A 26,497-nucleotide genomic window follows, 5' to 3' on the forward strand; every position below is an offset into this window, starting at 1 on the left:
AGAAATAATAAAACAGTATGTCTTACTATTAGTTTCTTTTATGTGCCTAAGATAAAATTAAAGAAATGTTAGGAGTGATTTAAATAGATATAAATGAAAGGCCAGATCCACAGTATCTTTTAAATCAAATAAAAAAAGAAGAGAATGTGTCTTCAAGAGGAAAATTAAAAATATTTTTTGGCTATGCTGCTGGTGTTGGTAAGAGCTATGCAATGCTTATGGAAGCACATGATATGAAGAAATTGGGCTACGATGTAGTGATAGGTTATATAGAACCACATGCAAGACCAGAAACTATGGCATTGCTAAATGGACTTGAGAGTATAGAAAATAGGATTATTGAGTATAAGGGGATAACCTTAAAAGAATTTGACCTGGATATGGCTCTTATTAGAAAACCTGAAATTATGCTAGTAGACGAACTAGCTCATACAAATGCTAGTGAGCAAAGGCACAGAAAGAGATGGCAGGATATTGAGGAACTTTTAGAAGCGGGAATAAATGTTTATACGACTTTAAATGTTCAGCATATAGAAAGCTTAAATGATATAGTTGAAAGTATAACCCATATTTCAGTTAGAGAAAGAATTCCGGACAAAATATTTGATGAGGCTGATAAAGTAGAATTAATTGATATTGAACCAGATGAACTTTTGAAAAGATTTAGTGATGGAAAAGTGTATGATAAGGAACAAGCGACAAAAGCATTTAATAATTTTTTTACTAAAAATAATTTATTTGCACTTAGAGAAATTGCATTAAGAAGAACTGCTGATAGAGTAAATTATGAAGTGGAAAGCGTAAGGTTGTCAAAAGGGCAAATTACCGTAATGCCAACAGTAGATGCAATATTAGCCTGCATTTCTTCATCACCATCTTCTTCAAGGGTTATAAGAACAGCAAGGAGAATGGCAGAAGCACATCATTCAAAATGGATAGCATTTTATGTGGAAACAACAAAGTCGAGAAACTTAAGTAAAAAGGATAAGGAGAGTTTGAGTGCAAATTTTAAGTTGGCAGAAGAGTTGGATGGAGAGATAGTAACTGTATATAGCGATGATATAGTTGAACAAATAATTCAATATGCAAAATTTAGAAATGTCACAAAGATTATAATAGGAAAAAATCATAAAAAACCAAATAATTTTTTTAGAATTTATGCTAGAGATATAGTTGATAAATTAATGGAGTCTAATTCATATATAGACGTTTATGTTATACCGAATTCAACTTTTAATAAAGAAAAAGAAAACATTATAAAAAGAAAAAAAGTAAGGGTCAGTATTTCATGGAAAGAAATTTTAACAGCTAGTTTAATAATGATTATATCTACAATGATTTCATTATTTATAGACTACATAGGATTTCGTGAAGCAAATGTCATCATGATTTTTATTCTGGGTGTAATTATAGTAAATATGAAAACTAGAGGGTATCTTTTAGGATTTATATGTTCAATCATAAGTATATTCTTATTTAATTTTCTTTTTACTGATCCAAGATATTCTCTTGAAGTTTATGATAAAAGCTACTTAGCTACTTTCCCAATAATGTTAATAGTGACATTTACAATTGGTACTCTCACAAGCAAGATACAAAGGGAAGCACAAAATTCTTTAGCAAGAGAGAATACAACACAAATTTTATATAGAGTAAGTAGAAAGTTACTAAGTGCAACAGGTACAGCTGATGTTGTGGGAATAGGGATAAAATATTTATCTAGATTATTAGAAAGAACAGTTATTTGCTACTTAGTTCAAGAAAATAAATTAACAACACCTTTTATTTATACGGCTACTAAAGGTGAGAAAGATCGGACATTGCTAAATAAAGAGGAAGAAGCTGTTGCATATTGGACATTATTAAATGATAAAGAGTCAGGTGCGGGAACTAATACTTTCTATGGAGCAAAAGGATATTATATGCCTCTGAAAAGTCATAATAAAGTATTAGGCGTGTTAGGTGTCTCTTGTATCACTGGAAACTTAAAACCAGAACAAAAATTCATTTTCGAGACTGTAGCTAGTCAAATATATATTGCTTTAGATAGAGAAATTCTCGCTGAAACTCAGAAAAATTCAAAGTTAGAAATTGAAAGTGAGAGATTAAGAAGTAATCTTTTAAGATCAATTTCCCATGATTTAAGAAGTCCACTTGCAGGGATAAAAGGAGCAATAAGTACTATCATTGAAACAGGAGAACTTCTATCTAAAGATACTAAAGATGAACTTTTCCAAGGAATTTATGATGATACTGAATGGCTTATAAGATTGGTAGAAAATTTACTCAGCATGACTAGATTTGAAGGTGGGAACATGAAAATTAAAAAGAACCTTGAACTCGTAGAAGAAGTTGTATATGAAGCAGTTCAAAGAACTTCAAAACGCTTGAAGGATCATGAGATAAAGGTAACAGTTCCAGAAGATGTTATAATGTTATCTATGGATGGAAATTTAATTGAGCAAGTTCTTATAAATCTTTTTGATAATGCTATTAAGTTTACTCCTAAGGAAGCTTTAATTGAGGTTAAAGTATATGAGGAAGTAGGCGATGTTATATTTGAGGTAATAGATGATGGGATAGGAATATCAGAAGAAATATTACCACATATATTTGATAGATTTTTTACAAATGGAGATAAAATATCTGATTCAAGAAGAGGTGTTGGGCTTGGGCTCGCAATTTGTAAATCTATAGTTGAAGGACATGGTGGGAAAATCAGCGCCCAGAACAAAGATGAAGGAGGCGCAATTTTTAGATTTAACATTCCAAAGGAGGGAAAGATAGATGGATAATAAGCCATATATTCTTGTAGTGGAAGATGACAGGCCCATAAGAAATTTCATAACAGCATCATTAAAAGCACAAGGATTTAATTATATAGAAACAGAGAAAGGAATTGAAGCTATTGCGCTTTCTATGTCTCATAAACCAGACTTGATAATATTGGATTTAGGGCTTCCAGATATTGATGGAATCAATGTTATCACAAAAGTAAGAGAGTGGTCTAAAATACCTATAATAATAGTTTCAGCAAGAGAAAATGAAAGACAGAAGATTGAAGCTTTAGACAAAGGAGCAGATGATTATTTGACTAAGCCTTTTGGAATTGGAGAATTATTAGCTAGGATTAGAGTTTCTTTAAGGCACAGTGTAACAAATACATCTGAAAATAAAAATACAGAAATATTTAAGGTTAAGGGATTGGTTGTTGATTTTAATAAAAGAAAAGTTAGTATAGATGACGAGGATATACATCTAACCCCTATAGAATATAAAATAATGGCACTACTTTGTAAATATGCAGGAAAAGTATTAACCCATAATTTCATAATTAATGAAATTTGGGGTGCAGCTTTAGGTAATGAAACTCAATCACTTAGGGTTTTTATGGCAAGCCTTAGAAGGAAAATAGAGAAGAATCCAGCACAGCCACAATATATTTATACAGAAGTTGGTGTTGGATACAGGCTGATAGATGATTAGTTATTAAGATAAAAGCTTATCCTAATTCTTTTAAGGAGAGGCTTTTTTTTAAACAGCTTTAATTTGTGAAGATAGTTCTGTTATAATTAAGAATATTTCATTCCAATTATTAACTCTAGTTATTTTATCATTTATAGGTTTCCTGTTATAATTTGTATCCATAAGAAGAACATTGAATCCTGCCTCCGATAACTGAATTGCATTATTGTAGTTATCTTCAATAAAAACATTACAATCTAATTCGTGTGCTTTGTCAACCTTGTAGTGGCTACCTAAAACAAATAAGTTATCATAAGGTATTTCATTGTTTCTTAAAAATAGATGAGTCAGTGTTTTTAGCTCTAAATCTCTAGCTGTCACAAAATATATATTATGAAATTGATGCAATGCAGTTATAACAAGTTTAGCACCATCTCTTAGTTTTTGATCTGAGTGGAGTTTGAACTTATTTCTATTATAGAAATCGTCATATTCCTGCCTTTTTATACCCATAACTTCATGAATTTCATATTCTGTTACCTGATCTTCCGTTATATTCTTCTTAAAATATTTATTCGCCATATCTAGCCAGTCATAAGCCTTAGTTATCGTTCCGTCGATATCAATACAGATATTTAAAGTATTCATTTTATTTACATCTCCTTTATTAAATATTTATATTAGAAAACTTCCACAAGGTTATTCTTAATTGAGGAAGCAAAGAATGGTTAAATTCTTTATAGATATAGTATATTTATAAAAAGCTAAGATAGCATTAAAGGTATGTTAATGTTGTGTTACTTTTATGAATAATAAAATAATGTTAGTTTAGTATAGTAACCAATATAATATTTTTAACGTTCTTTTAAAGTTTTACGTGTAGAAATTTAACAATTTTATTGTATGATAGAAATAAATAGATTTAGAAAGGTTGTATTTAAAGAAATTTACTAATTTAATGCTTATATTAAATATAATTTATACGCATTATGGTGAAAAATTAGAAATGTGATGTATAATTACAGTAAAAGATAAATAAATTTTAAGTACAGCGTTTTATAGAATAAATGATGTGATTTTAATACTATACAAAATAATTAATGTGTACAAACTTAATATATTTACCATTGACTTTATGTAATGATGAAATTTTATTTCAAAAATAAAAAGGATGGTGGGATAATATGACTCCAAAAGAACTAACTCAAAAAACAGTTAAGGATATAATTAAAAGAAGAAAGAAAGCTGAGAATGAGATTAAGGCTTATCAAAGCGATCAAACTGCAAAGAAAATGAGAAACTGGAGTGTTAGAGTTGGAGGATGTAGATGGTAATGATTTAAATATAGATCGAGTATATGGATTATATAATAAATAGAGTTACCAACAAAAGGTGACTCTATTTGTCATTTATATGTCATTTAAAATAAGTACCTTGGTTTGCTATTTATGTCATTGTTAGTGCAAAGAAATATAGAGGGAAAGTTGAAAATAGTAATATTGAGCTATTGAGGCATAGAACCCAGTAGGTTTTGTATAGTATCATGATTTAAAGTATATAATTTTAATAAAGATAAGTATTTAGAGTAATAATTTTGGATTTAAGTTTTGATTGGGAAGTTGTAGAGGTAAACAATCATATAATTTTTAGAGGGTAGCTTTACTAAAGTTACAACTGTCAATTTAAAATTATCAATATAAGATTTAAAGGAGAGGGAAAGAATGTCAGTAAGGGTTAAGTTTATAAGTGAAGTAGAAGTTAAAGATGAGAAAAAGGTTTTAAAAGCTGCTAAAAATGCTAAGGTAAAAATTAATGACTCATGTGAAGGAAAAGGAAAATGTGGAAAGTGTGTTATTAAAGTTATAGAGGGAAAACTTTCTGAACCAACTAAAGAAGAATTAAAAGTTTTAGGAAAAGAAAAAATTGATGATGGATATAGATTGGCATGCCAAACCCGTATACTTGAGGATTCAGTGATAGAAATAATAGATAGCGAAGATATAAAAGCTAAAAAGGATACTAAGTGTGGTACTTTAAAAGTTAAGGATAGTGATAAAATAAAATTAAGCAAAGAAGATATAGATGCTAATGATAAAGTAGAAGCTTCTGAAACCGAAGAGGTGAAAATTAAGATAGATAGTGATGATAATAAGTTGAACCATAAGGTACATAACAAAGATACTGCAAAAAAGAATAAAAAATCAGATAAATAGAATATATAGAATATAAAGTACATAGACAAAAAATATAGCTAAATTAATAAGAATAGATTAGTGAATAATATTTATTTTAAAATAAGGCTTAGAAATGTTATTAAATTGCATTTCTAAGCCTTATTATTTTAGTTAGGATATATTTCATAGCCTAAGTATACCTCACCGAAATTATAAATATTTTGATTCCGAAAAGCTATGAAAATATCGCTGAAGGTTCTAAGCAGCAGGTAGTATCCACTTTAGCATGCTCCAACTTTCAGTTTGACAAGCTAAAATGGAACAACCTACAGCTAAGAACCTTTAACAGCTCATTTTCAAATGTTTTCTCCACAAATATATTTATGATTTCTAGTGAAGATATGAACTTAAAGTTTTAGTAAATTTGTAAATACATTCATCTAATAAGTTGGATTCTAAGTTTGGATACCTATATAGATAAGCCAATTCTAAGTTAGATTTATACTATGAAATATATCCCAACTAGAAACTGGAACAGAAGTATGTTATTCATTTCGGCGAGTTATATGCATAAGTTAAGGTCTTAGTTGAATTATCTATATAAAATCAGCAAAAACAGAAGGAGTTTTAACATGCTTTTTACACGTAAACAAGTTTTAATTAATAATAGAGTATTACACTTAATAATGTAAATAAATAGATTTTAAAGGATAGGTGAAAGAATGTATACTAGAAATTTACTGTCTTATAATTATAAGTCTAATATAGATAGCATAGTTATAAGAAAAATTAATCTAATAAAAATGCTTTTTCTCCTGTTATTGTTAATTATTTTTTTGACAAGTATAGTAAGGTTCTATAATTTTATTGAATGTATCAATAGTAGTAGCCTCGCAGTTGATGACTTTAAAACTGATATCAGTATGCTTAGTGAAACGGTAAATACTCTTGAGACGGAAAGAACATCAAGTGAGAATCTTCAAATAAATCATTTTGGATCTGATGGCAAAATAGTTGATGCTAGTGAAATTAGAACAGACTTAGCGACAGCTTTAATTAAAATCGGAGACATGGATAACGATAAAAAGTTATCAGATGATGAAATTACAGAACTTGGGATAATGAAATTGGATACTAAAACTATTCAAAAAGAACTTAGGGAATTTCAATTTAATTTAAGATCATCAGACCATAATTTGAATAATTTTATTGTTATAACGAAGGGAAAATATGCAGGAATAATACTTTATAATGGACCTTTAAAATTTATTGATGATGAACATAAGCGTTACTTTGGATTAGAATTATGTATGGATATTAAATGATTTTCAAATTTTAGAGTAAGTTGAGAGTGATATATTTATATTATTCAAAAACTAACATCAAATTTAAATATTATTAAATTCGACATATATATTTAATAAGTTTATCATATAAGATATAATAAATGATAAATTTATCTTTGTGTAAGCATAGGAGAAATATATGGAGAATTATGTGGATTTTATTAATAAGGCTTGGAAAGACTTTATTTCTACAGGAAATGTCAATCCTAAGGTTAGAAGTGAAATTGGTGATTCATGGATAAGATGCATGAACTATGGTGTTGATCCTTATGATGGTAAGGGTCATGTTAAACATTCTAATATAAATGAATTAATTAATAAAAATAATGAACTCATATCTGTAGCTAGGCCTGTTATGGAAAGTATTTATAGCATGGTTCGAGGATCAGGATTTGCATTATTTTTAACGGATAAAGATGGATATATAGTAGATGTAATAGGCGATAACGATATAATGAAGAGAATTGAGGAATTAAACTTTCTTAAGGGTGAATTATGGTCAGAAAATGTAGTTGGAACTAATGCTATAGGGACTGCCTTATACCTTGGTAAACCAGTGCAGACTATAGGAGCAGAACATTATGGGGTAAATCAACACTCTTGGACTTGTTCTGCATCTCCTATTTATGATGAAGATGATAATTTAATTGGATGTATAAATATGTCTGGAAATTATTATAATGCACATTCTCATACGTTAGGTATAGTAACTGCTGCGGCACAATCAATACAGAAGCAAATGGCACTCGCTATTTCGTATAAGTTACTTAATGTAACATTTGATTCTATATCAGAAGGCATGATAGTTATTAATGAGTATATGAAAGTTAAAAGAATAAATGGACGAGCTTTGAAAATTCTAAATATATCATTAGAAGAAGCAATGAATATGAATATTAATGAAGTACTAAATGGTGTAGACTTTCAAAAATTATTGCAAGAAAAAAATAAATCTTTAAATAATATAGAATGGGATTTTTCTATAAATAATGACATAATAAAATGTGTTATAAATGTCTTGCCATTAAATAAAAATGGTAAGAGTAGTGGTATGGTAATAACTTTTACAGAAGTTAAGATTGTACATAAACTAGTAAATAAGTTTGTTGGATATAAAGCACAATATGAATTTAAAGACATTATGACAACAAGCAAAGAGATGGCAAATATGATAGCCTTCGCTAAAAAGGCTTCAAAAAGTGACTGCAATATACTAATACAAGGAGAAAGCGGTACTGGTAAAGAGTTGATTTCTCAGTCAATACACAATTATAGTGATAGGGCTAGAGGTCCGTTTGTCGCTGTAAATTGTGCATCAATACCTAGCGAATTAGTTGAAAGTGAATTATTTGGATACGAAAAGGGTGCTTTTACTGGAGCATCAAAAGAAGGGCATCCAGGTAAGTTTGAATTAGCAGACGGAGGGACAATTTTCCTCGATGAAATTGGTGAGCTACCATTAGATATTCAAAGTAAGCTTCTTAGGGTTTTAGATAATGGAAAGATCGTTAGAGTCGGTGGGACTTATGAGAAACAACTAAATGTTAGAGTTATTGGTGCTACTAATAGAATATTGAAAAATGAAATAAGAAGGAAAAATTTTAGGGAGGATTTATATTATAGGTTAAGTGTAATGGAAATAAAGACTATTCCATTACGAGAAAGAAAAGATGATATAGATGTACTTGTAAATGATTTTGTTCAAAGGCTAAACATAAAAAACAAAAATAAGATTATAACTGTAAGTAAGGAATATATTGATAAGTTAAAGAAATATGATTGGGACGGAAATATAAGAGAACTTAAGAATGTTGTTGAACGAGATTATTACTTGAGTGAAGATGAAATGATGAATATAGATATAAACAATTTAGATTACAATAATATGACACAAACTTTGAATGAGGAACCTCTAAATCAAGAGGAGATTAAAATAATTCCTCTTGATTTATTAGAAGAGAATGCTATAAGGGATGCTATAAAAAAATGTGATGGAAATCTTCAACTAACATCTAAATTATTAAGTATAGGTAGAGCAACTTTATATAGAAAGATAAAAAAATATCATATAGATGTATCAAAATGAGAAAAGAAAAATCTGTGTATCAAAATGAGAAAATAAAATGTATCGTTTTGATACATTTTTCTTTTATACTTCAATAGTTTATATATGAAATCATATATAAATAATAGGTAAAATAAAATTATATCAAGCAAACAACCTAAATAACGCAAAAAAATATAATCTTAATCATAACTTGGCATGGAAATTGCTTAATAAATATATGTGAATTAATTAACAATTTATCCAAGGAGGAGTTTTAAGATGAAAGCAGCATTATGGTATGCAAAGAAAGACGTTAGAGTAGAGGAAATTGAAGAACCTAAAGTTACAGTTAATGGTGTAAAGATTAAAGTAAAATGGTGTGGAATATGTGGATCAGATTTACATGAATATTTAGGAGGACCTATATTTATACCAGTAGGACAACCTCACCCATTAAGTGGTACAACTGCTCCAGTAGTTTTAGGACATGAATTTTCAGGAGATGTCGTTGAAGTTGGTCCTAATGTAAAGAATTTTAAACCAGGAGATAGAGTAATAGTTGAACCTATAGTTGCATGTGGAAAATGTCCAGCATGCTTAGAAGGAAAATATAATTTATGTTCATCATTAGGTTTCCATGGACTTTGTGGAAGTGGTGGAGGACTTGCTGAATATACAGTTTTCCCAGAAGAATTCGTACATAAGATTCCAAATGAAATGTCTTACGAACAAGCTGCTTTAGTTGAGCCAATGGCAGTAGCATTACATTCAATTAGAATTGGTAATTTTAGAACAGGGGATACTGCGTTAGTACTAGGATCTGGTCCAATAGGACTAGCAACTATTGAGTGCTTAAAAGCAGCTGGTGCAAAATTAATAATAGTATTACAAAGAAAATCTATAAGACAAGAGTATGCTAAAAGAGCAGGGGCAGATGTAGTATTAGATCCTAATGAAGTAAATATAGCAGAGGAAGTTAAGAAGCTTACTAACGGATTAGGAGTTGACGTGGCGTTTGAAACTACAGGAGCTCAAATAGGTTTTGATACAGGTATAGATAGCTTAAAGTTTGAAGGAACTTTAGTTGTAACTAGCATATGGGAAAATGATGTTAAATTTAATCCTAATGTATTAGTATTTACTGAGAAGAAAATCATTGGAACATTAGCATACAGACATGAATTCCCAGCAACTATGGCTCAAATGAAAGATGGAAGAATAAAAGCAGAAGGATATGTAACTAAGAAAATACATTTAGATGATATAGTTGAAGAAGGATTCGGAGCATTAACAGGTCCAGAAAAGAAGAAACATGTTAAGATATTAGTATCTCCAGACAAAGAACTTGTATCTAAATCTTAATCTATATGGAATTTGCAATTAGCAATAAAGATATTAAATAATACTTATAGATAAAGTATATTCTCGCAAGAACAAAAATTATGCTAAGATTCAGATGAATATAAAAATCATCTGAATCAAGTTTACTTGGTTAAATTAGGAGGAACGTAAATGTATAAAATAGTGAACAAAAAGGAGCTAACAAATAATATATTTTCAATGGATATAGAAGCTCCAAGAGTAGCAAAATCTGCAAAGCCTGGACAATTTATTATTATAAAAAATGATGAAAAAGGTGAAAGAATTCCTTTAACTATAGCAGATTATGATCAGGAAAAAGGAACAGTAACTATAGTCTTTCAAACTGTAGGAAAAGGAACAAAACAGTTAGCTGCTTTTAATGAAGGGGATCATGTAGCTGACTTTGTTGGACCATTAGGTGTACCAAGTGAATTTATACATGAGGATATAGAAGAATTAAAGAAAAAGAATTTCATCTTTGTGGCAGGCGGAGTTGGTGCAGCACCAGTTTACCCACAAGTAAAATGGATGCATGAACATGGAATAGCTGTAGATGTTATTTTAGGAAGCAGAAACAAAGATTTATTAATATATGAAGATAAATTAAAGAATGCTGCTGGAAATCTTTATGTAACAACTGATGATGGTTCATATGAATTTAAGGGAACTGGATCAGATATGCTTAAAGAGCTAGTTAATAATCAAGGTAAGAAATATGATCATGCAATTATTATTGGACCAATGATAATGATGAAATTTACTTCTATGCTAACTAAGGAATTAGGAATACCAACAACAGTAAGCTTAAATCCAATAATGGTTGATGGTACAGGTATGTGTGGTGCTTGTAGAGTTACCGTTGGAGGAGAAGTTAAGTTTGCTTGTGTTGATGGACCAGAATTTGATGGACATTTAGTAAATTACGATGAATCAATGAGAAGACAAGCTATGTATAAAACAGAAGAAGGAAAAGCACAGTTAGAGGTTGAAGAAGGAAATACTCATAGTCACGGTGGCTGTGGTTGTAGAGGTGATAAATAATGGACATGAATGAGAGATTAGTTAGAATACCAGTAAGAGAACAAGATCCAAAGGTTAGAGCAGCAAACTTTGAAGAAGTTTGTATCGGATATAACGAGGAAGAAGCAACTAAAGAAGCTTCTAGATGTTTAAACTGTAAGAATCCTAAATGTGTAGAAGGGTGTCCAGTATCAATCAATATACCAGGATTCATTTCTTATGTTAAAGATGAAAAATTTGAAGAAGCAGCAAAAGAAATTTCAAAATACAGCTCACTTCCAGCAGTTTGTGGAAGAGTATGTCCACAAGAAAGACAATGTGAAGGAAGATGTGTTTTAGGAATAAAAGGTGACTCAGTATCTATTGGTAAACTTGAAAGATTTACAGCAGATTGGGCAGCATCACATAATGTTGATTTAAGTGCAACAGAACCTAAAAATGGAATTAAAGTTGCAGTTATAGGAAGTGGTCCTGCAGGACTTACTTGTGCTGGAGATTTAGCTAAAAAAGGATATGAAGTAACTATATTTGAGGCACTTCATAAAGCAGGCGGAGTTTTAGAATATGGAATTCCAGAATTCAGACTTCCAAAAGAAAAAGTAGTTAAAAATGAAGTTGAAAACATTAAGAAACTTGGTGTTAAAATAGAAACTAATGTTATAGTTGGCAGAACTATAACTATAGATCAATTGTTTGAAGATGAAGGATTTAAAGCTGTATTTATAGGTTCAGGTGCAGGACTTCCAAGATTCATGGGAATACCAGGAGAAAATGCAAATGGAGTATGTTCAGCAAATGAATTTTTAACAAGAGTAAACTTAATGAAAGCAGCAGTAGAAGGATATGACACTCCAGTTAGATCTGGTAAAAAAGTTGCAGTAGTAGGCGGAGGAAATGTTGCTATGGACGCAGCAAGAACTGCCTTAAGACTCGGATCTGAAAGCCATATCGTTTATAGAAGAGGTGAATCAGAACTTCCAGCAAGAGTAGAAGAAGTACATCATGCTAAGGAAGAAGGAGTAATCTTTGACGTATTAACTAATCCAACAGAAATTTTAGTAGATGAAAATGGATGGGTTAAAGGAATGAAATGTGTAAGAATGGAACTTGGAGAACCAGATGCATCAGGAAGAAGAAGTCCAGTTGAAGTTCCTGGTTCAGAATTTGTTATGGATGTAGACACTGTAATAATGTCACTTGGAACATCACCAAATCCATTAATTTCATCAACAACTCAAGGGTTAGAAATTAATAAGAGAAGATGTATCGTAGCTGAAGAAGAAACAGGTCTTACTACTAAAGAAGCAGTTTATGCTGGTGGAGATGCAGTTACAGGAGCAGCAACAGTAATACTTGCTATGGGTGCTGGTAAGAAGGCAGCAAAAGCAATAGATGAGTATTTACAAGGAAAATAAATATAAACATAAAATAAATATAATTTTTATGATCAAATCCTAAATTATAAAGCCTTGGCAATATTAAATGAATATTGTCAAGGTATTTTTATTCTTTAAGGATTCGTAATGAATGTGAATTAAAGCCTATGCTCGTATAGAAGGAAGTTTTATAGTTAAGTAATTTATGCTAAAGGAGTATAATAGATATATATTTAGATATAGTAAGGAGACAAAAATGGAAAATATATTAGTTAAAGAATATTATGATTGGTTTAGCTCTTATGTAAAAAAATTTTATGGGGAAGATAGCTTAATAAATCAGAATATTGAACTTAAGGAAATACATACGCTAAAAGTCGCAGAGCATGCTGTAAATATTGCAAAATCTTTAAATTTCACCCAAGAAGAAGTTGATACAGCGGAGATAATAGGATTATTCCATGATATAGGAAGGTTTGAACAATTTAAAAAGTATAAGACATTTAGGGATGCTTTTTCAGAAAATCATGCTGCTTTAGGCGTTAAAATATTAGAAGAGAATGGAACATTAAAAAACTTAGATGACAGTAGAAGAAAGATTATTATTAAAGCTGTAAATCTTCATAATGCAAAAGATCTTCCGATGGATTTGAATAAGGAAGAATCATTGTTTTGCAAATTGATTAGAGATGCCGATAAACTTGATATTTTCAGAATCATTATGGGATATGAGAGAGAAAGAAAAAATCATCCTAATCCGGCGCTTGATAATTTACCTTTTACATCAGGCTATAATTCAGAGCTTATTAAGGACATTCGTTCAAACAAAAAAATTAGTAATAATTCACTGGAAAATTATAATGATAGAAAAATATATGAATTAAGTTGGATAATTGATTTAAATTTTTCATTTTCTCTTAACTATATAAAGGAGAGAGAAGTTTTAAAAACATTAATTAGCTGTTTGCCTAAAAATGAAGAGATTGATGACTTAGAAAGGTATCTTGATAAATATATAGAAAATTCCATAGCAAATTAATTTAATTTATCTGTAAAATGAACATTTTAATTACTTTCTGTTTGATAATAATATTTAATTTATGGCCATATTAGCTAACCTGAAACTATTAACCAAATGCTAAATGCGTTATGTTTAGTATATACACATATAAGTATGATAAGGTCTATAAAATTCAGTGTCATATAATATGTAGATATAATAACGAATAATACTTATGTTATTTGGAAAATTAACTTTATGTAATCTTTAATTGTAAAATACATTTTTATAGCAAATCATATGCTGTAATTGCCTTATAGTAAAGTACTTGAAAGTGAATTACTTCAATGAAGAGTATGTTTTGCATAAATTTATTTAAGAATGATAATTATTAAGATAGCATTGAAAAATAGTATAGTCAGGGGTGGAAAGTATGGAAAACAGTTATAATAATTTAAAAATAGCGGAACGTGGGGCTAGAGTGAGTATTATAGCGTATATAACATTATCATTATTAAAACTCGGAGTTGGTTTTTTTGCTCAATCCAAGGCATTATTAGCTGACGGAATTAATAATACTACCGATATAATAGCTTCAGTGGCAGTTTTAATTGGATTAAAGATATCAAGAAAGCCAGCTGATGATGATCATCCTTATGGTCATCTTAGAGCAGAAACAATAGCATCATTAATAGCATCTTTAATTATGATAGCTGTTGGTCTTGATGTGCTTTATAATGCGATTAAATCAGTTATCTTTTTTAACCCTAAGGCTCCTGATTTAATATCTGCTGTAGTGGCAATTTTTTGTGCTGCGGCTATTTACATGGTATATCGTTATAATATGAGGATTGCTGTTAAGATAAAAAGCTCTGGGCTAATGGCTGCTGCAAAAGATAATCTGTCAGATGCATGGGTAAGTATTGGTACGACCATAGGTATTGTTGCTTCTCAGTTTGGTTTTCCTTGGATAGATCCTCTTGCAGCTGTAGTTGTAAGTGCTTTAATATTAAAGACAGGATGGGATATATTTAGGGAGGCAACTCATAATCTATCAGATGGTTTTAGTAGAGAGAAGCTTGATGGTATAACTAAATCTATTAGCCAAGTTCCTGGGGTTAAACAAATTAAGAATATAAGAGCGCGCGTTCATGGAAATAATATTTTACTTGATTTAGTAGTTAGTGTCAGTTCTGAGTTGTCTTTAGTTGAGGGACATTCCATTACCGAAAAAATAGAAGATAAATTGAAAGAAGATCTAGATATAACGCAGGTAATGGTTCATGTTGAGCCGGATAAGTAGAAAGTATAAATGTAGTTGAGGAAAAAATAAAATTCCTCAGCTACATTTTTATTTGGAATTAATTAAGTTGTAAAAGCATAGCGAACCAATTTCGTATCGAGCGAATAATATAATATGTAGAATTTTACCAATGAATATAAAGAGATGAGCATAAAGCAGGTGTTTAAATGGATATTAATCAAATTATATTTAGTATAACACGAGGATATTGCAGATATATTGGTTCCGGTTCTTGTAGAGAAGTATTTGATCTTGGGAATGGATATGTAGTAAAAATAGCAAAGAATGCAGCTGGAATTGCACAAAATAAAACAGAGTATTATATTTCCCGTTATGACGATTCTAATCTGTTTGCGAAGGTTATAGATGTTTCGAAAAATTTTGAGTTCTTAATTATGGAGAGAGCGGATAAGGTATATAATATTACGGAAATATGGAGATATTTTGATGTTAAAAGTAAAAAAGAAATGTTTGATTTAAAACAGATAAAAAATATTTCTCAAAGTTATAATTTACTATTATGTGATTTGAATAGACAAAGTAGTTGGGGAGTAATTAATGGCAGGCCAGTAATTATTGATTATGGATTTACAAGAGAAGTAAAGGAAAAATACTATTAAATTTTTTACTAAAGCAGGATTGAGTATATCATATCCTGCTAAAATATTAGATTACTAAAATTCAAGGCAAAGACGGCTTAAATTTCCTAATTCATACTCTCGAAAAATAACTCTAGGAATTAATAGCGAACTGCTGCCTAATGCTATAAATAGCGGAACAAAATGCTCAGGGCTTGGAACAGCCAAATCGGCATTTGGAGCTTGATCTCTATAATTGTAAAGTGAATTGAAATCATTTTCTTTTAACCTGTTAATTAACCAGTCATCAAATTCTTCAGCCCAAGAATCATTGCTTACAGCCTCAAAATCAACTAAATTTAAATTATGAACTGTATTTCCGCTTCCGATAATTAAAATATCTTCGTCACCTAAAGTTTTTAGAGCGCTACCTATTTTAATTTGTTCTTCAATGGATAAGTTCGAGTCTATTGAAACTTGAACAACGGGGATGTTGGCTTCTGGATAAAGATGTCTTAAAAGAGTCCAAGCTCCGTGATCTAGACCCCTATTTAAGTCTTTTTTCACTTTTATGCCTTCGTGTGAAAGTTTTTCTTCGACTTTTGCTGCAACTGTACTAGAACCTTGCACCTCATATTTTATATTGTAAAGTTCTTCTGGAAATCCATAAAGATCAAAGTTAATACATAAGTTTTACGGAATATTGACTTATTCAATGAATATTATTATATTTAGTATAATATCATAAGTTGCTTATCTTAATTAAGTGATTATGATAGAATAGTAACAGGTGGTGATTAAATATGGAAAAATTTCATATGTGCCCAAGGTTTGAAAATGCTTTTGAATTACTAGGAAAAAGATGGACCGGATTGATTATAAGAACATTATTGAATGGACAAAATCGATTTTCAGATATAGAAGAAGCTATTCCTAATATGAGTGCTCGTATGCTTACAGAACGATTTAAGGAGCTGGAAAAGGAAGGAATAATTATTAGAAAAGTTTATCCGGAAACTCCAGTGCGCATAGAATATGAATTGACAGAAAAAGGCCGTGATCTTCAGAGTGCCATGGATGAGATCCAAAAATGGGCAGAAAAATGGAATTAACTAAGACAATTCAAAAAATATAAAGAATTTTCTTAATTACAATGGAGATTCTTTATATTTTTTTATTGTTTGAAAATTAAAAAAATTATGAATTTATATTTAAAATACTATTGACTAAGTGTTATAAGTATGTAATAATTAATCTAAAGTTACTTACTAAATGTAAGTAACTAATTAAAAATATTGAAGTGGATTTATTAGGCTTCACTGTTTTTATATAAAAGATGTACTAGTTATAGTTAGATATAATTTTAAATTACTATAAGTAATTATTTAAAAAGAAAAAAATATAAATACTTAAATAAATTTAGATATGATAGGAGGAATGATTATATGTCAAAAGATTTTTTTACTGCTGTAGCAGATAGACGTTCATTTTATGGAATTAGTAAAGAAAAGGTGGTTTCTGATGATAGAATCAATGAAATTATAGAACATGCTGTAAAGCATACACCATCATCATTCAATTCACAAAGTGCAAGAGTAGTGCTATTGTTAGGAGATCATCATGATAGATTATGGGATATCACAGAGAATGCTTTAAGAAAGATTGTTCCTGAAGATAAATTTGAGCCAACTCAAGAAAAAATAAATTCGTTTAGAAGCGGTTATGGTACAGTTTTATTTTTTGAAGATAATAGCGTGATAGAATCTCTTCAACAACAATTTTCACTTTATAAAGACAATTTCCCAATTTGGTCTCAACAAGCAAGTGGAATGCACCAGTTTGTTATTTGGACTGCATTAGAAATTGAAGGATTTGGAGCATCGCTTCAACATTATAATGAGCTTATTGAAAATGACATAAAGAAAGAATGGGGAATATCTGATGATTGGAAACTTATTGGGCAAATGCCTTTTGGAAAGCCAACAGCGGATCCAGGCCCAAAAGAATTTAAACCATTAGAAGAACGTATAAAGGTATTTAAATAAAGAAATATTTCAATGATTATTATCATATAATAGGGGTGATTTTATCACCCCTAAAAATTATTATAACTGATTCTAATTTTATTTAAAATCAGAAAATAATGAGATTATGATTTAAATGAATAATTCTTTTTATTTTAGATAAGAGTATTTTTAGCTAGAAATGTTGAGATGTCAGTGGAATAAAGAGGCTTTAGGATTTGAATATAATGGTTTTTAACATATGATTGGTACTGTACTTAACATTAATTATATTTATATAGTTGACAATTAACAATATGTAACTTATAATAAACAAGCAAATAAAAATTTTTTACCTATATTGGTAATACTTTAATCTTTAAAAATTAAAAGTTGAATTTTAATTTTTGTAGTCAAATATGGTGAACGTAGTTCAGTTGGTAGAGCGCCAGTTTGTGGCACTGGTTGTCGTGGGTTCGAGTCCCATCGTTCACCCCATACTGGGATGTCGCCAAGTGGTAAGGCAATGGATTCTGACTCCATTATTCGCAGGTTCGAATCCTGTCATCCTAGCCAATTTTTGGTTCACTAGCTCAGTCGGTAGAGCACATGACTTTTAATCATGGTGTCCCGGGTTCGATTCCCGGGTGAGCCACCAATTATATAATACAAATTGAAGAGTTTGAATTGAGCCTAGCATTAGTATGCTAGGTTATTTTTTTATTCTCAAAAATTCATACTTGATTCAAATCTGCAAATACTGTGTTCCTTGTAGTATAAATTATGAAAAAGACTGGTTTTGAAGATTGCCTTTTAAAAGATAATATATTCACCTACCAGATTTCGATCACATGCATTTGAAAAGACAGATGCGTAAAAGTCTCCGGTTGATTTATAATTTATAAATCAACCGGAGACTTGTGGAAAGTGAAAATAGATAAGTGATATAAACAATAAACTACATATTATAAATACCATACTAGAAAGGAGAAACATTTTTATGCAGCAGGCATTGAAAATAAGCTGTTAAAAGCTCTTAATTGTAGGTTGTTTCATTAATGCTTGTCACAATGAAATTGGGAGCAAGCATTAATGGTGCAACCTGCAATTTAGCACTTTCAGCGAAATTTTCATAGTCCTGTGAAATAACAATGTTTCTCCTTTCGAATGCTTATTGCATAAGTCTAAGTTATCTTTGAAATATTATGTTTAAGCACTTTTGCGTTTCTTTGAACGAATAGTCCAGATGATTAGTCCTATGAAGAACCCGTAAAGTGCTGGTATTATCCATCCAAATCCATAATCAAAGCCAGGTAAATATGAGTGAGCAAAATTCACAAGTTGCTTAACGATTAAATTCTCTTGTAGAGGTTGAGGCAATGATTTACATAAATCAAAAAATGCCGCAATAACTGTGAATCCTGTTGTCCATCTATAAACATCGCTTTGTTTATTAATAAAAGGTGCTAATAGAGATAGTAGGATTAAAGTAATTACTAAAGGATATAAAAACATAAGTACTGGTATAGATAGTTGAATGATATTACTTAATCCAAAGTTAGCGATTATGAAAGAGAAAACTGTAAATAGAACAGCATATTTTTTGTACGAAACAGAGTTTGGAAACATTTCACTGAACATTTCAGAACAAGAAGTTATCAAACCAATAGCTGTTTTTATACATGCGATTCCAACAATAAAAGCTAATAAAATTTGTCCGGTAAAACCAAAGTAATGATTGCTTACCATAGATAATATACTTCCGCCGTTATCAGCACGGTTAACGCTGCCTAAGCTTGTAGCACCCATATAAGCTAGAGATCCATAGATAATAGTCATTCCTATAACGCTAACAAGACCTGATTTACATGTCTCTATAGCAATTGATTGAGGATTTTTAACTCCTAGTTTTTGTATGTTAGAAATAATAATAATAGCAAAGGCTACAGAAGCAAGTGCATCCATGGTATTATATCCATCTAATAAACCGGTGAATAATGGCTGAGTTGCATAATTTCCTTGAGCAGGAAATTGACTTGCTTGTCCCATTGGATTTACAAATGTAGCTATTAATAAAATTGATAATAATACCAAGAAAATAGGGGTAAGATACTTACCAACCCAATCTAAAATTTGTCCTGGTTTTAATGAAAAATAAATAGTAAAAGCAAAAAATATTAATGAAAAAATAATTAGTCCTAATTTCAAATATCCATCAGAAATAAAAGGATGAATTCCAACTTCAAATGCAACTGTAGCAGTACGTGGAATTGCAAATAAAGGGCCAATTGTTAAGTACAATAAGCATGTGAATATACTTGCATAACGAGAGCTAATAGGCCTCGCCATATCAAATAAACTTTCACTTCTTGAAAGAGCTGATGCGATAATTCCTAATATAGGTAATCCTACTCCAGTAATTAAAAATCCAATAGTAGCTGTAAAAGCGTGATCTCCAGCCTGTTGTCCCATTTGAACTGGGAAAATTAGATTACCAGCACCAAAAAATAGTCCGAATAATAATGAACCTATTAATAAGTTTTGCTGAAAGCTTAGCTTTTGTTTCATAAATAATCCTCCTTAAATATTTTCGTATTATCAAAATAATTATACTTCTTTTATTAAAGTGTTTATTTTTTTGCATTTTGATAATACATTGTCAATTTTTAATTATAATATATTTATTTATATTAGTAAAACTCATTTTTTATATATTAGTTAAATTATTCTACTTAAAAATTAAAATGAAAGGGATATTTACATATATTGAAGTGAAATCACTTTGTCGAATAAATATGTATGCAAATACAGTTTTTATGAGTTGCATATGATAATCAGCCAATTATTATAATTTTTTTAGAGATGATAGTTAACTTATTTGCGTTTTTTAATGAAGAGTAGTAAAAAAATAAGAAAGATCCAAATTCAATTATAGAACTTACCGTATATTTCATATAAAAAAATATATAGAATTTATTTTTTTATAATAAAAACCTCCTAGAAGTAATGTTATGTTACTATTTCTAGAAGGTTTAATTTATTATAAACTAAAAAGTTTTTTTATTTCCTCATATTTTTCGTGAGTAAGTAATGCATCTTTTTCTGTATTTTTAAGTTTCACAATATAGGTCCATCTTCCGTATGGATAGATTTTTGTAATCAATGATAAATTGATAATATATGATTTGTGGCTTCTAAAGAATTGAGTATGGTCTAGTTTTTCTTCTATATCGGATAAAGAAATGGAAGTTGTGAAGCTATCTGTTTTTGTATATATAACAGTGGAACTTTCTTCCCTTTGAACTAAAACAATTTCCTTTGTGTCTACAAAACTTATGCCTTCTTTATTTTTTATCATAAGCTTATCTAATCCTTTTTCGTGCTTTATTATCTTGTCTATACCATCTCCATAGCTGGGTTTATTTAAATTTTTAATTCTGTCTAAGGTTTGCATTACTCTTTCTATTTTGAACGGTTTTATCAAATAATCAAAAGCGTACAACTGGAAGGCTTCAGACATATATTCTGCATGGGCTGTTGCAAAGATAATTATAGTTTTAGGGTCTATATCTGTTAAAACTCTAGCACAATCTATACCGTTGCACTTAGGCATTTCAATATCAAAGAACACCACATTAGGGCGGTGCTCTTTAAATATGGCTATAGCTTCTTCACCATTATCTGTTTCTCCGACAACTTCAAAGCCACCAGATTTATCTAGTATTTTTTTTATTATGGTCCTTATTCCTATTTCATCGTCAACTATAAGCACTTTTATATTCATAGAATAATTCTCCTAATTTAAAATCTTCTTTTTCTAGTTTTACTTTTTGGCTTTCCAACTATATCTGAAAGTATAATAGCTTGTTGAAGTCTAACTGGTGTTATTTCCTGGGTAATAGAATCTATAATTCCTTGTGGATTTGAAGAAGCTGCTTCTTTTTTATCATAGTAGCTATTTTTTGTATTATTATAAGAATTCGTGTTTTCACTAGCTATATCGTCAATTGAATCACCTTCGTCATATTCTTCATCGTCATTCTCTAACTCTGTATCAGAAGTGTTGTTTATACCATCGTTCATTTCGGTTGCATTTGGATATTTGAAAACAAAATTTCTTGAATTATTGTTTAATATGGACGTAGGATTGAATATAGCATTTGCAAGAATTTTTAATAGATTAATGGTATCATCATATTTCATAGTTTTCACTCTCCTAGGAGTCTATTTTTTGTCTCTCTGATCTTTGTTATCACTAGAAAGAGATTGATTTTTATTTCCTGCGCTAGAAATTGAACTTCTCATACTTGTATCTGCAATAACATTTTGCATATCATAATAATCCATTATTCCAAGTTTTCCTTCTCTAAGTGCATAAGCCATTGCTCTTGGTACTTCGGCTTCTGATTCTACAACAGCAGCTCTCATTTCTTGCTCTTTAGCTACAGCCATAGCTCTTCTTTCTTCAGCTTTAGCTTGAGCTATATTTTTATCAGCTTCTGCCTGTAAAGTTTGAAGTTGGGCTCCTATATTTCTTCCTACATCTACGTCAGCGATATCAATGGATAGAATCTCAAAGGCAGTACCTGCATCTAAGCCTTTATTTAATACTGTTTTTGAAATAGCATCAGGATTTTCTAATACTATCTTATGACTAGTAGAAGAACCAACTGTAGTAACTATACCTTCACCAACTCTGGCTAGTATAGTTGCTTCTCCAGCCCCTCCGACCAACCTTTCGAGATTAGCTCTAACTGTAACTCTAGCCTTAACTAAAAGTTCTATACCATCTTTTGCAACTGCTGAAACATTTGGAGTTTCAATAACTCTAGGGTTAACACTCATCTTAACTGCTTCTAAGACGTCTCTACCAGCTAAGTCAATAGCAGCAGCTTTTTCAAATTGTAAGTCTATGTCAGCTCTATGAGCTGCAATTAATGCATTAACTACATTATCTACATTACCACCAGCTAAATAATGGGCTTCTAATTGATTGACATTAAGTCCCATACCAGCTTTTGTTGATTTAATAAGTGGAATTACAATTTTAGAAGGTACAACTCTTCTAAGTCTCATACCAATCAAGTTGAATATGCTTACTTGAACATTTGCTGCTAAAGATGATATCCATAATCCTATTGGTATAAATCTAACAAACACAGTAATTAAAAATACAACTGCTATTACTACTATAATTAAATTGGTAATCATTAATAATCTCTCCTTTAAATATAAATTTATATTTTAACTTTTTTTACTAGCAACTTAACTCCGCTAACTTTAAATATTTCTACATTAGTCCCTTTATTAATGTATTCTCCTTCAGAAATTACATCAAATTTAACTCCGTCTATATCTACAGAACCAGTTGGCCTTAGATCAGTAACAGCTACTCCAGATTTTCCTAACAAATAATCTAAATCTGAAGAACTAATATACCCATGTTCTTTCTTTTGCTCATCAGGAAGAATTAATGGTTTAAAGAACTTTCCTTTCGTGAAAAAAGTTAGAACAACACCTAACATGATTCCGAGGATTGCTAAAATTCCTAATATCATAACTAAAGCTTGTGCAAAATTCTCAGCAGTCAATGCCACTGCAAGTATTAAACATATAGCTCCGGCAATTCCTGGCACCCCAAAACCTGGAATATGCATTTCTAAAAGCACTAATCCAAACCCTACTACTAGAAGTAAAACTGTAAGAACTGTTACATCAGGTAAAAATGCGATCATATTTTTGTACCTCCCTCCTTGGTATATAAATATAATAAGCCACATGTTGAAGTTTGGTAACATAAAGCTTCTAAGTTATACAGTTTTTAGGTTCAAATGTCATTTATAAGAGTGTTGGCATCTTTGAATATCAATTTATAAGATTTTATTATTCTTTTTTTGGTAGAATAACTTCGAAAGATGTTCGTTTATCATTTGATGTAACTTCAATCGTACCAGAAAAACATTCAACAATTTCTTTAACTATAGCGAGGCCCATGCCATCACCTTTCTCATTTTTTGTTGAGAATCCTTCTTTAAATATGTTGACTATAATTTCAGGAGGTATGCAATCTCCGTTATTGGATATATTGAGTCGTATATTTTTTAGATCTTCTGATAATTCAACAAGCATATATCTATTGCTTGGTTTTTGTTTTAAAGCAAATATAGCATTATCTATAATATTGCCAATAATTCTGCAAAAATCCCATGGTTCCATATTAAGATTATTTAAGTTGCTTTTTATTTCAAGTTCCATATCGATATTGTTCTTTTCGGCCACTTGTAATTTTGCCTGAAACAATGCATTAACTGCTGGCTTTGAAGTTTTTAGAGCTTTGCTAATTCTCACTATATCTTTATAGACCGGTTCTATATAGTTTCTTGCTTCCTGAAATTCTTCAAGTTCCATTAATGAGTAAATCACCTGAATGTGATTCAAGTAGTCGTGACGTTGAGATCTTAATGTTTTATTGAAGTCCTCAAGGTATCTTATAGTATCTATTAAATTATTACTGCCTTTCTTAAATAAAAAATTATAAAATATTATTCCTGTAATAATACTATTAATACCTATGCTTATAGCTACGACATAAATGATAAAATTTCCTTCAATCATATGTGGATTTTGACTTTTGTAGTAGATAAATAGAGTTATAAAGATTATTTGTATTAAGTTTAAAAATATAGATGCTAGTACAATCTTAGAGATGTTGTAGGGCTGTTTTTTTATTATCATACTTTACCTCCTTGCAAATAAATGACAAATATATTTTACCATGTTTCTCTTAATATTAACCTTGAATCACCTTAATTTATTCTTAATCAGTGATAGGGAAAATAAAAGCTGTTTATATAGTGTTATAAAAGTTTGTGAAAAATTTTGGGATATTATATATGATACAATTGAATTTTTAAATTTGAGTCTTAACTTAGCTCACATAACTTAAATTTTAAATGTGAATTTATTGTTGCAGCATATATGTGAAATATATTAATTTTAATTACCAAATATAATAAATAAATATGTCTGATTTTATTGAATGTACAAGGAAAGAGTGGGTTAGTTTTTTATGCAAATAGTGAAAAAAGGAGTTTATATACTTAAAACAAAGAGGAATAAATTGTAAAGTTTAGCATGTATCGCACAAAGATTTATAGTATAATATAAGATAATAATAAAGGATAATTAATTATATGGTCTTGTAAAATTATACTAATAAATATTTAGGTTATTAACAATAAACGTAAAATGAATTATATTTAATACGTTTTTGATGAATATGGGGAGGATTTATGAAAGATAAAGAAATGTTTATTGAAGAATACGGCGATTTTAAAATGAGAAAATTAACTGAGGATGATCTAGAACAGTTTAATGGGCTTTTACGTTATGCATTTCAAATAACGATGGAAGATCTTTTGCATACTGGTTGGACAGAAGAGCAAATTATGCATGCTAAAATGCCGATTCTTAAAAATGCCTATGTTCTTGGTTGGTTTTATCACGGTAAGTTAGCTTCAATGATTGTAGTATATTCCATGAAAGTAAATATCCATGATAGTATTTGCAAAATGGGTGGGGTTACTGGAGTTGCTACCTATCCTGAATACACTGGAAAAGGGTTAATTCATTCTTTGATTAAGCGAGCTATTATTCATATGAATGAAGAAGGTCAAGTTATTTCTTGTTTATATCCATATTCAATCCCTCTTTATAGAAAGCATGGTTGGGAAATAATTTCTGATAAAATAACTTTTACAATCAAAGATTCGCAGCTTCCTAAAAAAAGAGCAGTAGAAGGAATGATGGAGCGTGTAGATTTAGAATGTGAGGATCTTTTAAATGTACATGATTATTTTTCAATGCAGAGACATGGTGCAATGATTAGAGATGAGCTTGCGTGGGATGAATATTGGCGTTGGGATAGTGATGATATTATTGCGGCTATTTACTACAGTAAGAATCATAAGCCCCTTGGTTATTTAATCTATTATATTAGAAATGATATATTTTATATTAAAGAAATGGTTTATTTAAATACTGAAGCACACCACGGAATTTGGAATTATATAAGTGCCCATTATTCTATGGTTAATGAAGTGAAGGGAAATAATTTCTCGGGAGAGCCAATGGCCTTTTTATTTGAAGATAGCGAAATAGTTGAAACTATTAAACCATATTTTATGGCAAGGATTATAAATGTAAAAGAATTTATAATAAAATACCCATTCCTAGTAAAAGCACAGAAACTTAAGATAAGCTTCAAAATAAATGATCCTATTGCTCAATGGAATAATGGCATTTTTAATATCTATTGGGATGATGAAGAAACAGTCTGTGAGAAGAGTGATGATATGTATGCTGCTAATTTAGTAGAAATGGATATTCAGACATTAACAACTATGCTTATGGGATATAAGCGTCCTACATTCCTATATGAGTGTGGAAGAATAAAAACAGAATATTATATGCTCAAAATTTTAGAACAGTTAATACCAGTAGAGAAGCCTTATTTTTCAGACTATTTCTAAATTTAGAGATATAGAAATATATTGGTGGTTATATATCATTTACTTACAGTGGACTTTTAAACTGTGTAACAAAATCTCAAACTACAAAGGCGTTTGTGATTTTGTTCTAATTGATCAAGGAAGTATAACTTATAGGAATAAATAATAGTCTTGAAATATGATTTGTTTCAAGACTATTTCTACATTAATTATAAATGATTATAAATTTAGAAAATAAATTAACAATATAATTGTATTAATAAATAATATAAAATTAATAAAAAGATTACTATATTCATGTTGCATTAAAGTA

Annotated in this window: 23 protein-coding genes and 3 tRNA genes; 18 read left to right on the plus strand and 8 right to left on the minus strand. The window is 29.9% G+C overall.

Annotated features, from left to right (window positions below; genetic code table 11):
* The first annotated feature begins 83 nt into the window (after positions 1-83).
* Both KEC93_RS07810 and KEC93_RS07815 read left to right on the plus strand, forming a co-directional pair.
* The gene (locus KEC93_RS07810) at positions 84-2,795 is read left to right on the plus strand and encodes an ATP-binding protein (RefSeq protein WP_031276378.1); all 2,712 of its coding nucleotides are present in this window, start codon (positions 84-86) and stop codon (positions 2,793-2,795) included.
* Positions 2,788-3,486: a response regulator gene (locus tag KEC93_RS07815; RefSeq protein ID WP_039773319.1), complete on the plus strand. Its 699-nt coding sequence runs from the start codon at positions 2,788-2,790 to the stop codon at positions 3,484-3,486. The genes KEC93_RS07810 and KEC93_RS07815 overlap by 8 nt, the downstream gene beginning before the upstream one ends.
* A gap of 48 nt (positions 3,487-3,534) precedes the next feature.
* Here KEC93_RS07815 and KEC93_RS07820 read toward each other — a convergent pair whose 3' ends face one another.
* Positions 3,535-4,113: a 5' nucleotidase, NT5C type gene (locus tag KEC93_RS07820; protein ID WP_023976864.1), complete on the minus strand. Its 579-nt coding sequence runs from the start codon at positions 4,111-4,113 to the stop codon at positions 3,535-3,537.
* Positions 4,114-4,649: 536 nt separating this feature from the next.
* Here KEC93_RS07820 and KEC93_RS07825 point away from each other — a divergent pair.
* The 10 genes from KEC93_RS07825 to KEC93_RS07870 all read left to right on the plus strand — a co-directional run bounded on the left by KEC93_RS07825 (position 4,650) and on the right by KEC93_RS07870 (position 15,713).
* On the plus strand, positions 4,650-4,799 hold the full coding sequence (locus KEC93_RS07825; protein WP_017211431.1) for a hypothetical protein: 150 nt from the start codon (positions 4,650-4,652) through the stop codon (positions 4,797-4,799).
* A 387-nt stretch (positions 4,800-5,186) separates the two neighbouring features.
* Positions 5,187-5,678, plus strand: a complete 492-nt coding sequence (locus KEC93_RS07830) for a 2Fe-2S iron-sulfur cluster-binding protein (RefSeq protein ID WP_077868645.1) — start codon at positions 5,187-5,189, stop codon at positions 5,676-5,678.
* Positions 5,679-6,475: 797 nt separating this feature from the next.
* The gene (locus KEC93_RS07835; protein ID WP_236892158.1) at positions 6,476-6,964 is read left to right on the plus strand and encodes a hypothetical protein; all 489 of its coding nucleotides are present in this window, start codon (positions 6,476-6,478) and stop codon (positions 6,962-6,964) included.
* Between the two features lie 160 nt (positions 6,965-7,124).
* Positions 7,125-9,071, plus strand: a complete 1,947-nt coding sequence (locus KEC93_RS07840) for a sigma-54-dependent Fis family transcriptional regulator (RefSeq protein ID WP_077868644.1) — start codon at positions 7,125-7,127, stop codon at positions 9,069-9,071.
* Positions 9,072-9,311: 240 nt separating this feature from the next.
* Entirely contained in the window at positions 9,312-10,394 is a 1,083-nt protein-coding gene (locus KEC93_RS07845) for a 2,3-butanediol dehydrogenase (protein ID WP_077868643.1), read from the plus strand.
* A 150-nt stretch (positions 10,395-10,544) separates the two neighbouring features.
* Positions 10,545-11,435 (plus strand): sulfide/dihydroorotate dehydrogenase-like FAD/NAD-binding protein, encoded by an 891-nt coding sequence (locus KEC93_RS07850; protein ID WP_111944703.1) that lies wholly within the window; start codon positions 10,545-10,547, stop codon positions 11,433-11,435.
* Complete coding sequence (gene gltA, locus KEC93_RS07855) at positions 11,435-12,829, plus strand: NADPH-dependent glutamate synthase (protein WP_077869483.1); 1,395 nt, start codon at positions 11,435-11,437, stop codon at positions 12,827-12,829. The genes KEC93_RS07850 and gltA overlap by 1 nt, the downstream gene beginning before the upstream one ends.
* A 217-nt stretch (positions 12,830-13,046) precedes the next feature.
* Positions 13,047-13,829: an HD domain-containing protein gene (locus tag KEC93_RS07860; protein WP_077869482.1), complete on the plus strand. Its 783-nt coding sequence runs from the start codon at positions 13,047-13,049 to the stop codon at positions 13,827-13,829.
* 394 nt (positions 13,830-14,223) lie between these two features.
* On the plus strand, positions 14,224-15,093 hold the full coding sequence (locus KEC93_RS07865) for a cation diffusion facilitator family transporter (protein WP_023976788.1): 870 nt from the start codon (positions 14,224-14,226) through the stop codon (positions 15,091-15,093).
* Positions 15,094-15,260: 167 nt separating this feature from the next.
* Entirely contained in the window at positions 15,261-15,713 is a 453-nt protein-coding gene (locus tag KEC93_RS07870) for a hypothetical protein (protein ID WP_023976787.1), read from the plus strand.
* A gap of 54 nt (positions 15,714-15,767) precedes the next feature.
* On the opposite strand, the gene KEC93_RS07875 is transcribed toward KEC93_RS07870, so the two are convergent.
* A complete protein-coding gene (locus KEC93_RS07875) occupies positions 15,768-16,301 on the minus strand; it encodes a DODA-type extradiol aromatic ring-opening family dioxygenase (RefSeq protein WP_023976786.1) in 534 nt (177 codons plus the stop codon).
* 173 nt (positions 16,302-16,474) lie between these two features.
* Between KEC93_RS07875 and KEC93_RS07880 the strand changes: the two genes are divergently transcribed.
* From KEC93_RS07880 to KEC93_RS07900, 5 genes are all read left to right on the plus strand, one after another.
* Positions 16,475-16,783 (plus strand): winged helix-turn-helix transcriptional regulator, encoded by a 309-nt coding sequence (locus tag KEC93_RS07880; RefSeq protein WP_011968801.1) that lies wholly within the window; start codon positions 16,475-16,477, stop codon positions 16,781-16,783.
* Between the two features lie 333 nt (positions 16,784-17,116).
* A complete protein-coding gene (locus KEC93_RS07885; RefSeq protein ID WP_077869481.1) occupies positions 17,117-17,716 on the plus strand; it encodes a nitroreductase family protein in 600 nt (199 codons plus the stop codon).
* 380 nt (positions 17,717-18,096) lie between these two features.
* Positions 18,097-18,172 (plus strand) — tRNA-His (locus KEC93_RS07890).
* A gap of 3 nt (positions 18,173-18,175) precedes the next feature.
* A tRNA-Gln gene (locus KEC93_RS07895) sits at positions 18,176-18,250 on the plus strand.
* Between the two features lie 6 nt (positions 18,251-18,256).
* Positions 18,257-18,332 (plus strand) — tRNA-Lys (locus KEC93_RS07900).
* 551 nt (positions 18,333-18,883) lie between these two features.
* Here KEC93_RS07900 and brnQ read toward each other — a convergent pair.
* The 6 genes from brnQ to KEC93_RS07930 all read right to left on the minus strand — a co-directional run bounded on the left by brnQ (position 18,884) and on the right by KEC93_RS07930 (position 24,409).
* Entirely contained in the window at positions 18,884-20,242 is a 1,359-nt protein-coding gene (gene brnQ, locus KEC93_RS07905; RefSeq protein ID WP_023976784.1) for a branched-chain amino acid transport system II carrier protein, read from the minus strand.
* Between the two features lie 472 nt (positions 20,243-20,714).
* Positions 20,715-21,458, minus strand: a complete 744-nt coding sequence (locus KEC93_RS07910) for a LytR/AlgR family response regulator transcription factor (protein WP_077869480.1) — start codon at positions 21,456-21,458, stop codon at positions 20,715-20,717.
* Between the two features lie 17 nt (positions 21,459-21,475).
* On the minus strand, positions 21,476-21,877 hold the full coding sequence (locus KEC93_RS07915; protein ID WP_077869479.1) for a hypothetical protein: 402 nt from the start codon (positions 21,875-21,877) through the stop codon (positions 21,476-21,478).
* A gap of 21 nt (positions 21,878-21,898) precedes the next feature.
* Complete coding sequence (gene floA, locus KEC93_RS07920) at positions 21,899-22,885, minus strand: flotillin-like protein FloA (protein ID WP_023976781.1); 987 nt, start codon at positions 22,883-22,885, stop codon at positions 21,899-21,901.
* 26 nt (positions 22,886-22,911) lie between these two features.
* Positions 22,912-23,409, minus strand: a complete 498-nt coding sequence (locus tag KEC93_RS07925; protein WP_023976780.1) for an NfeD family protein — start codon at positions 23,407-23,409, stop codon at positions 22,912-22,914.
* Positions 23,410-23,557: 148 nt separating this feature from the next.
* Positions 23,558-24,409 carry a sensor histidine kinase gene (locus tag KEC93_RS07930; protein ID WP_077869478.1) on the minus strand — a complete coding sequence of 284 codons (852 nt, stop codon included), beginning with the start codon at positions 24,407-24,409 and terminating at the stop codon, positions 23,558-23,560.
* Between the two features lie 557 nt (positions 24,410-24,966).
* Here KEC93_RS07930 and KEC93_RS07935 point away from each other — a divergent pair.
* Positions 24,967-26,205, plus strand: coding sequence for a GNAT family N-acetyltransferase (locus KEC93_RS07935; RefSeq protein WP_065418584.1), 1,239 nt, complete (start codon positions 24,967-24,969; stop codon positions 26,203-26,205).
* The last annotated feature ends 292 nt before the right edge of the window (positions 26,206-26,497 follow it).

It is taken from the genome of Clostridium beijerinckii, from assembly GCF_018223745.1.
Lineage (GTDB): Bacteria > Bacillota > Clostridia > Clostridiales > Clostridiaceae > Clostridium > Clostridium beijerinckii.

Coding starts and splice junctions, on each gene's coding strand:
- KEC93_RS07830 (WP_077868645.1), top strand. CDS start 5,187: ATGTCAGTAAGGGTTAAGTTTATAAGTGAAGTAGAAGTTAAAGATGAG.
- KEC93_RS07860 (WP_077869482.1), top strand. CDS start 13,047: ATGGAAAATATATTAGTTAAAGAATATTATGATTGGTTTAGCTCTTAT.
- KEC93_RS07815 (WP_039773319.1), top strand. CDS start 2,788: ATGGATAATAAGCCATATATTCTTGTAGTGGAAGATGACAGGCCCATA.
- KEC93_RS07885 (WP_077869481.1), top strand. CDS start 17,117: ATGTCAAAAGATTTTTTTACTGCTGTAGCAGATAGACGTTCATTTTAT.
- brnQ (WP_023976784.1), bottom strand. CDS start 20,242: ATGAAACAAAAGCTAAGCTTTCAGCAAAACTTATTAATAGGTTCATTA.
- KEC93_RS07850 (WP_111944703.1), top strand. CDS start 10,545: ATGTATAAAATAGTGAACAAAAAGGAGCTAACAAATAATATATTTTCA.
- KEC93_RS07925 (WP_023976780.1), bottom strand. CDS start 23,409: ATGATCGCATTTTTACCTGATGTAACAGTTCTTACAGTTTTACTTCTA.
- KEC93_RS07845 (WP_077868643.1), top strand. CDS start 9,312: ATGAAAGCAGCATTATGGTATGCAAAGAAAGACGTTAGAGTAGAGGAA.
- KEC93_RS07880 (WP_011968801.1), top strand. CDS start 16,475: ATGGAAAAATTTCATATGTGCCCAAGGTTTGAAAATGCTTTTGAATTA.
- KEC93_RS07825 (WP_017211431.1), top strand. CDS start 4,650: ATGACTCCAAAAGAACTAACTCAAAAAACAGTTAAGGATATAATTAAA.
- KEC93_RS07930 (WP_077869478.1), bottom strand. CDS start 24,409: ATGATAATAAAAAAACAGCCCTACAACATCTCTAAGATTGTACTAGCA.
- KEC93_RS07935 (WP_065418584.1), top strand. CDS start 24,967: ATGAAAGATAAAGAAATGTTTATTGAAGAATACGGCGATTTTAAAATG.
- KEC93_RS07910 (WP_077869480.1), bottom strand. CDS start 21,458: ATGAATATAAAAGTGCTTATAGTTGACGATGAAATAGGAATAAGGACC.
- KEC93_RS07870 (WP_023976787.1), top strand. CDS start 15,261: ATGGATATTAATCAAATTATATTTAGTATAACACGAGGATATTGCAGA.
- gltA (WP_077869483.1), top strand. CDS start 11,435: ATGGACATGAATGAGAGATTAGTTAGAATACCAGTAAGAGAACAAGAT.
- KEC93_RS07820 (WP_023976864.1), bottom strand. CDS start 4,113: ATGAATACTTTAAATATCTGTATTGATATCGACGGAACGATAACTAAG.
- floA (WP_023976781.1), bottom strand. CDS start 22,885: ATGATTACCAATTTAATTATAGTAGTAATAGCAGTTGTATTTTTAATT.
- KEC93_RS07865 (WP_023976788.1), top strand. CDS start 14,224: ATGGAAAACAGTTATAATAATTTAAAAATAGCGGAACGTGGGGCTAGA.
- KEC93_RS07840 (WP_077868644.1), top strand. CDS start 7,125: ATGGAGAATTATGTGGATTTTATTAATAAGGCTTGGAAAGACTTTATT.
- KEC93_RS07915 (WP_077869479.1), bottom strand. CDS start 21,877: ATGAAATATGATGATACCATTAATCTATTAAAAATTCTTGCAAATGCT.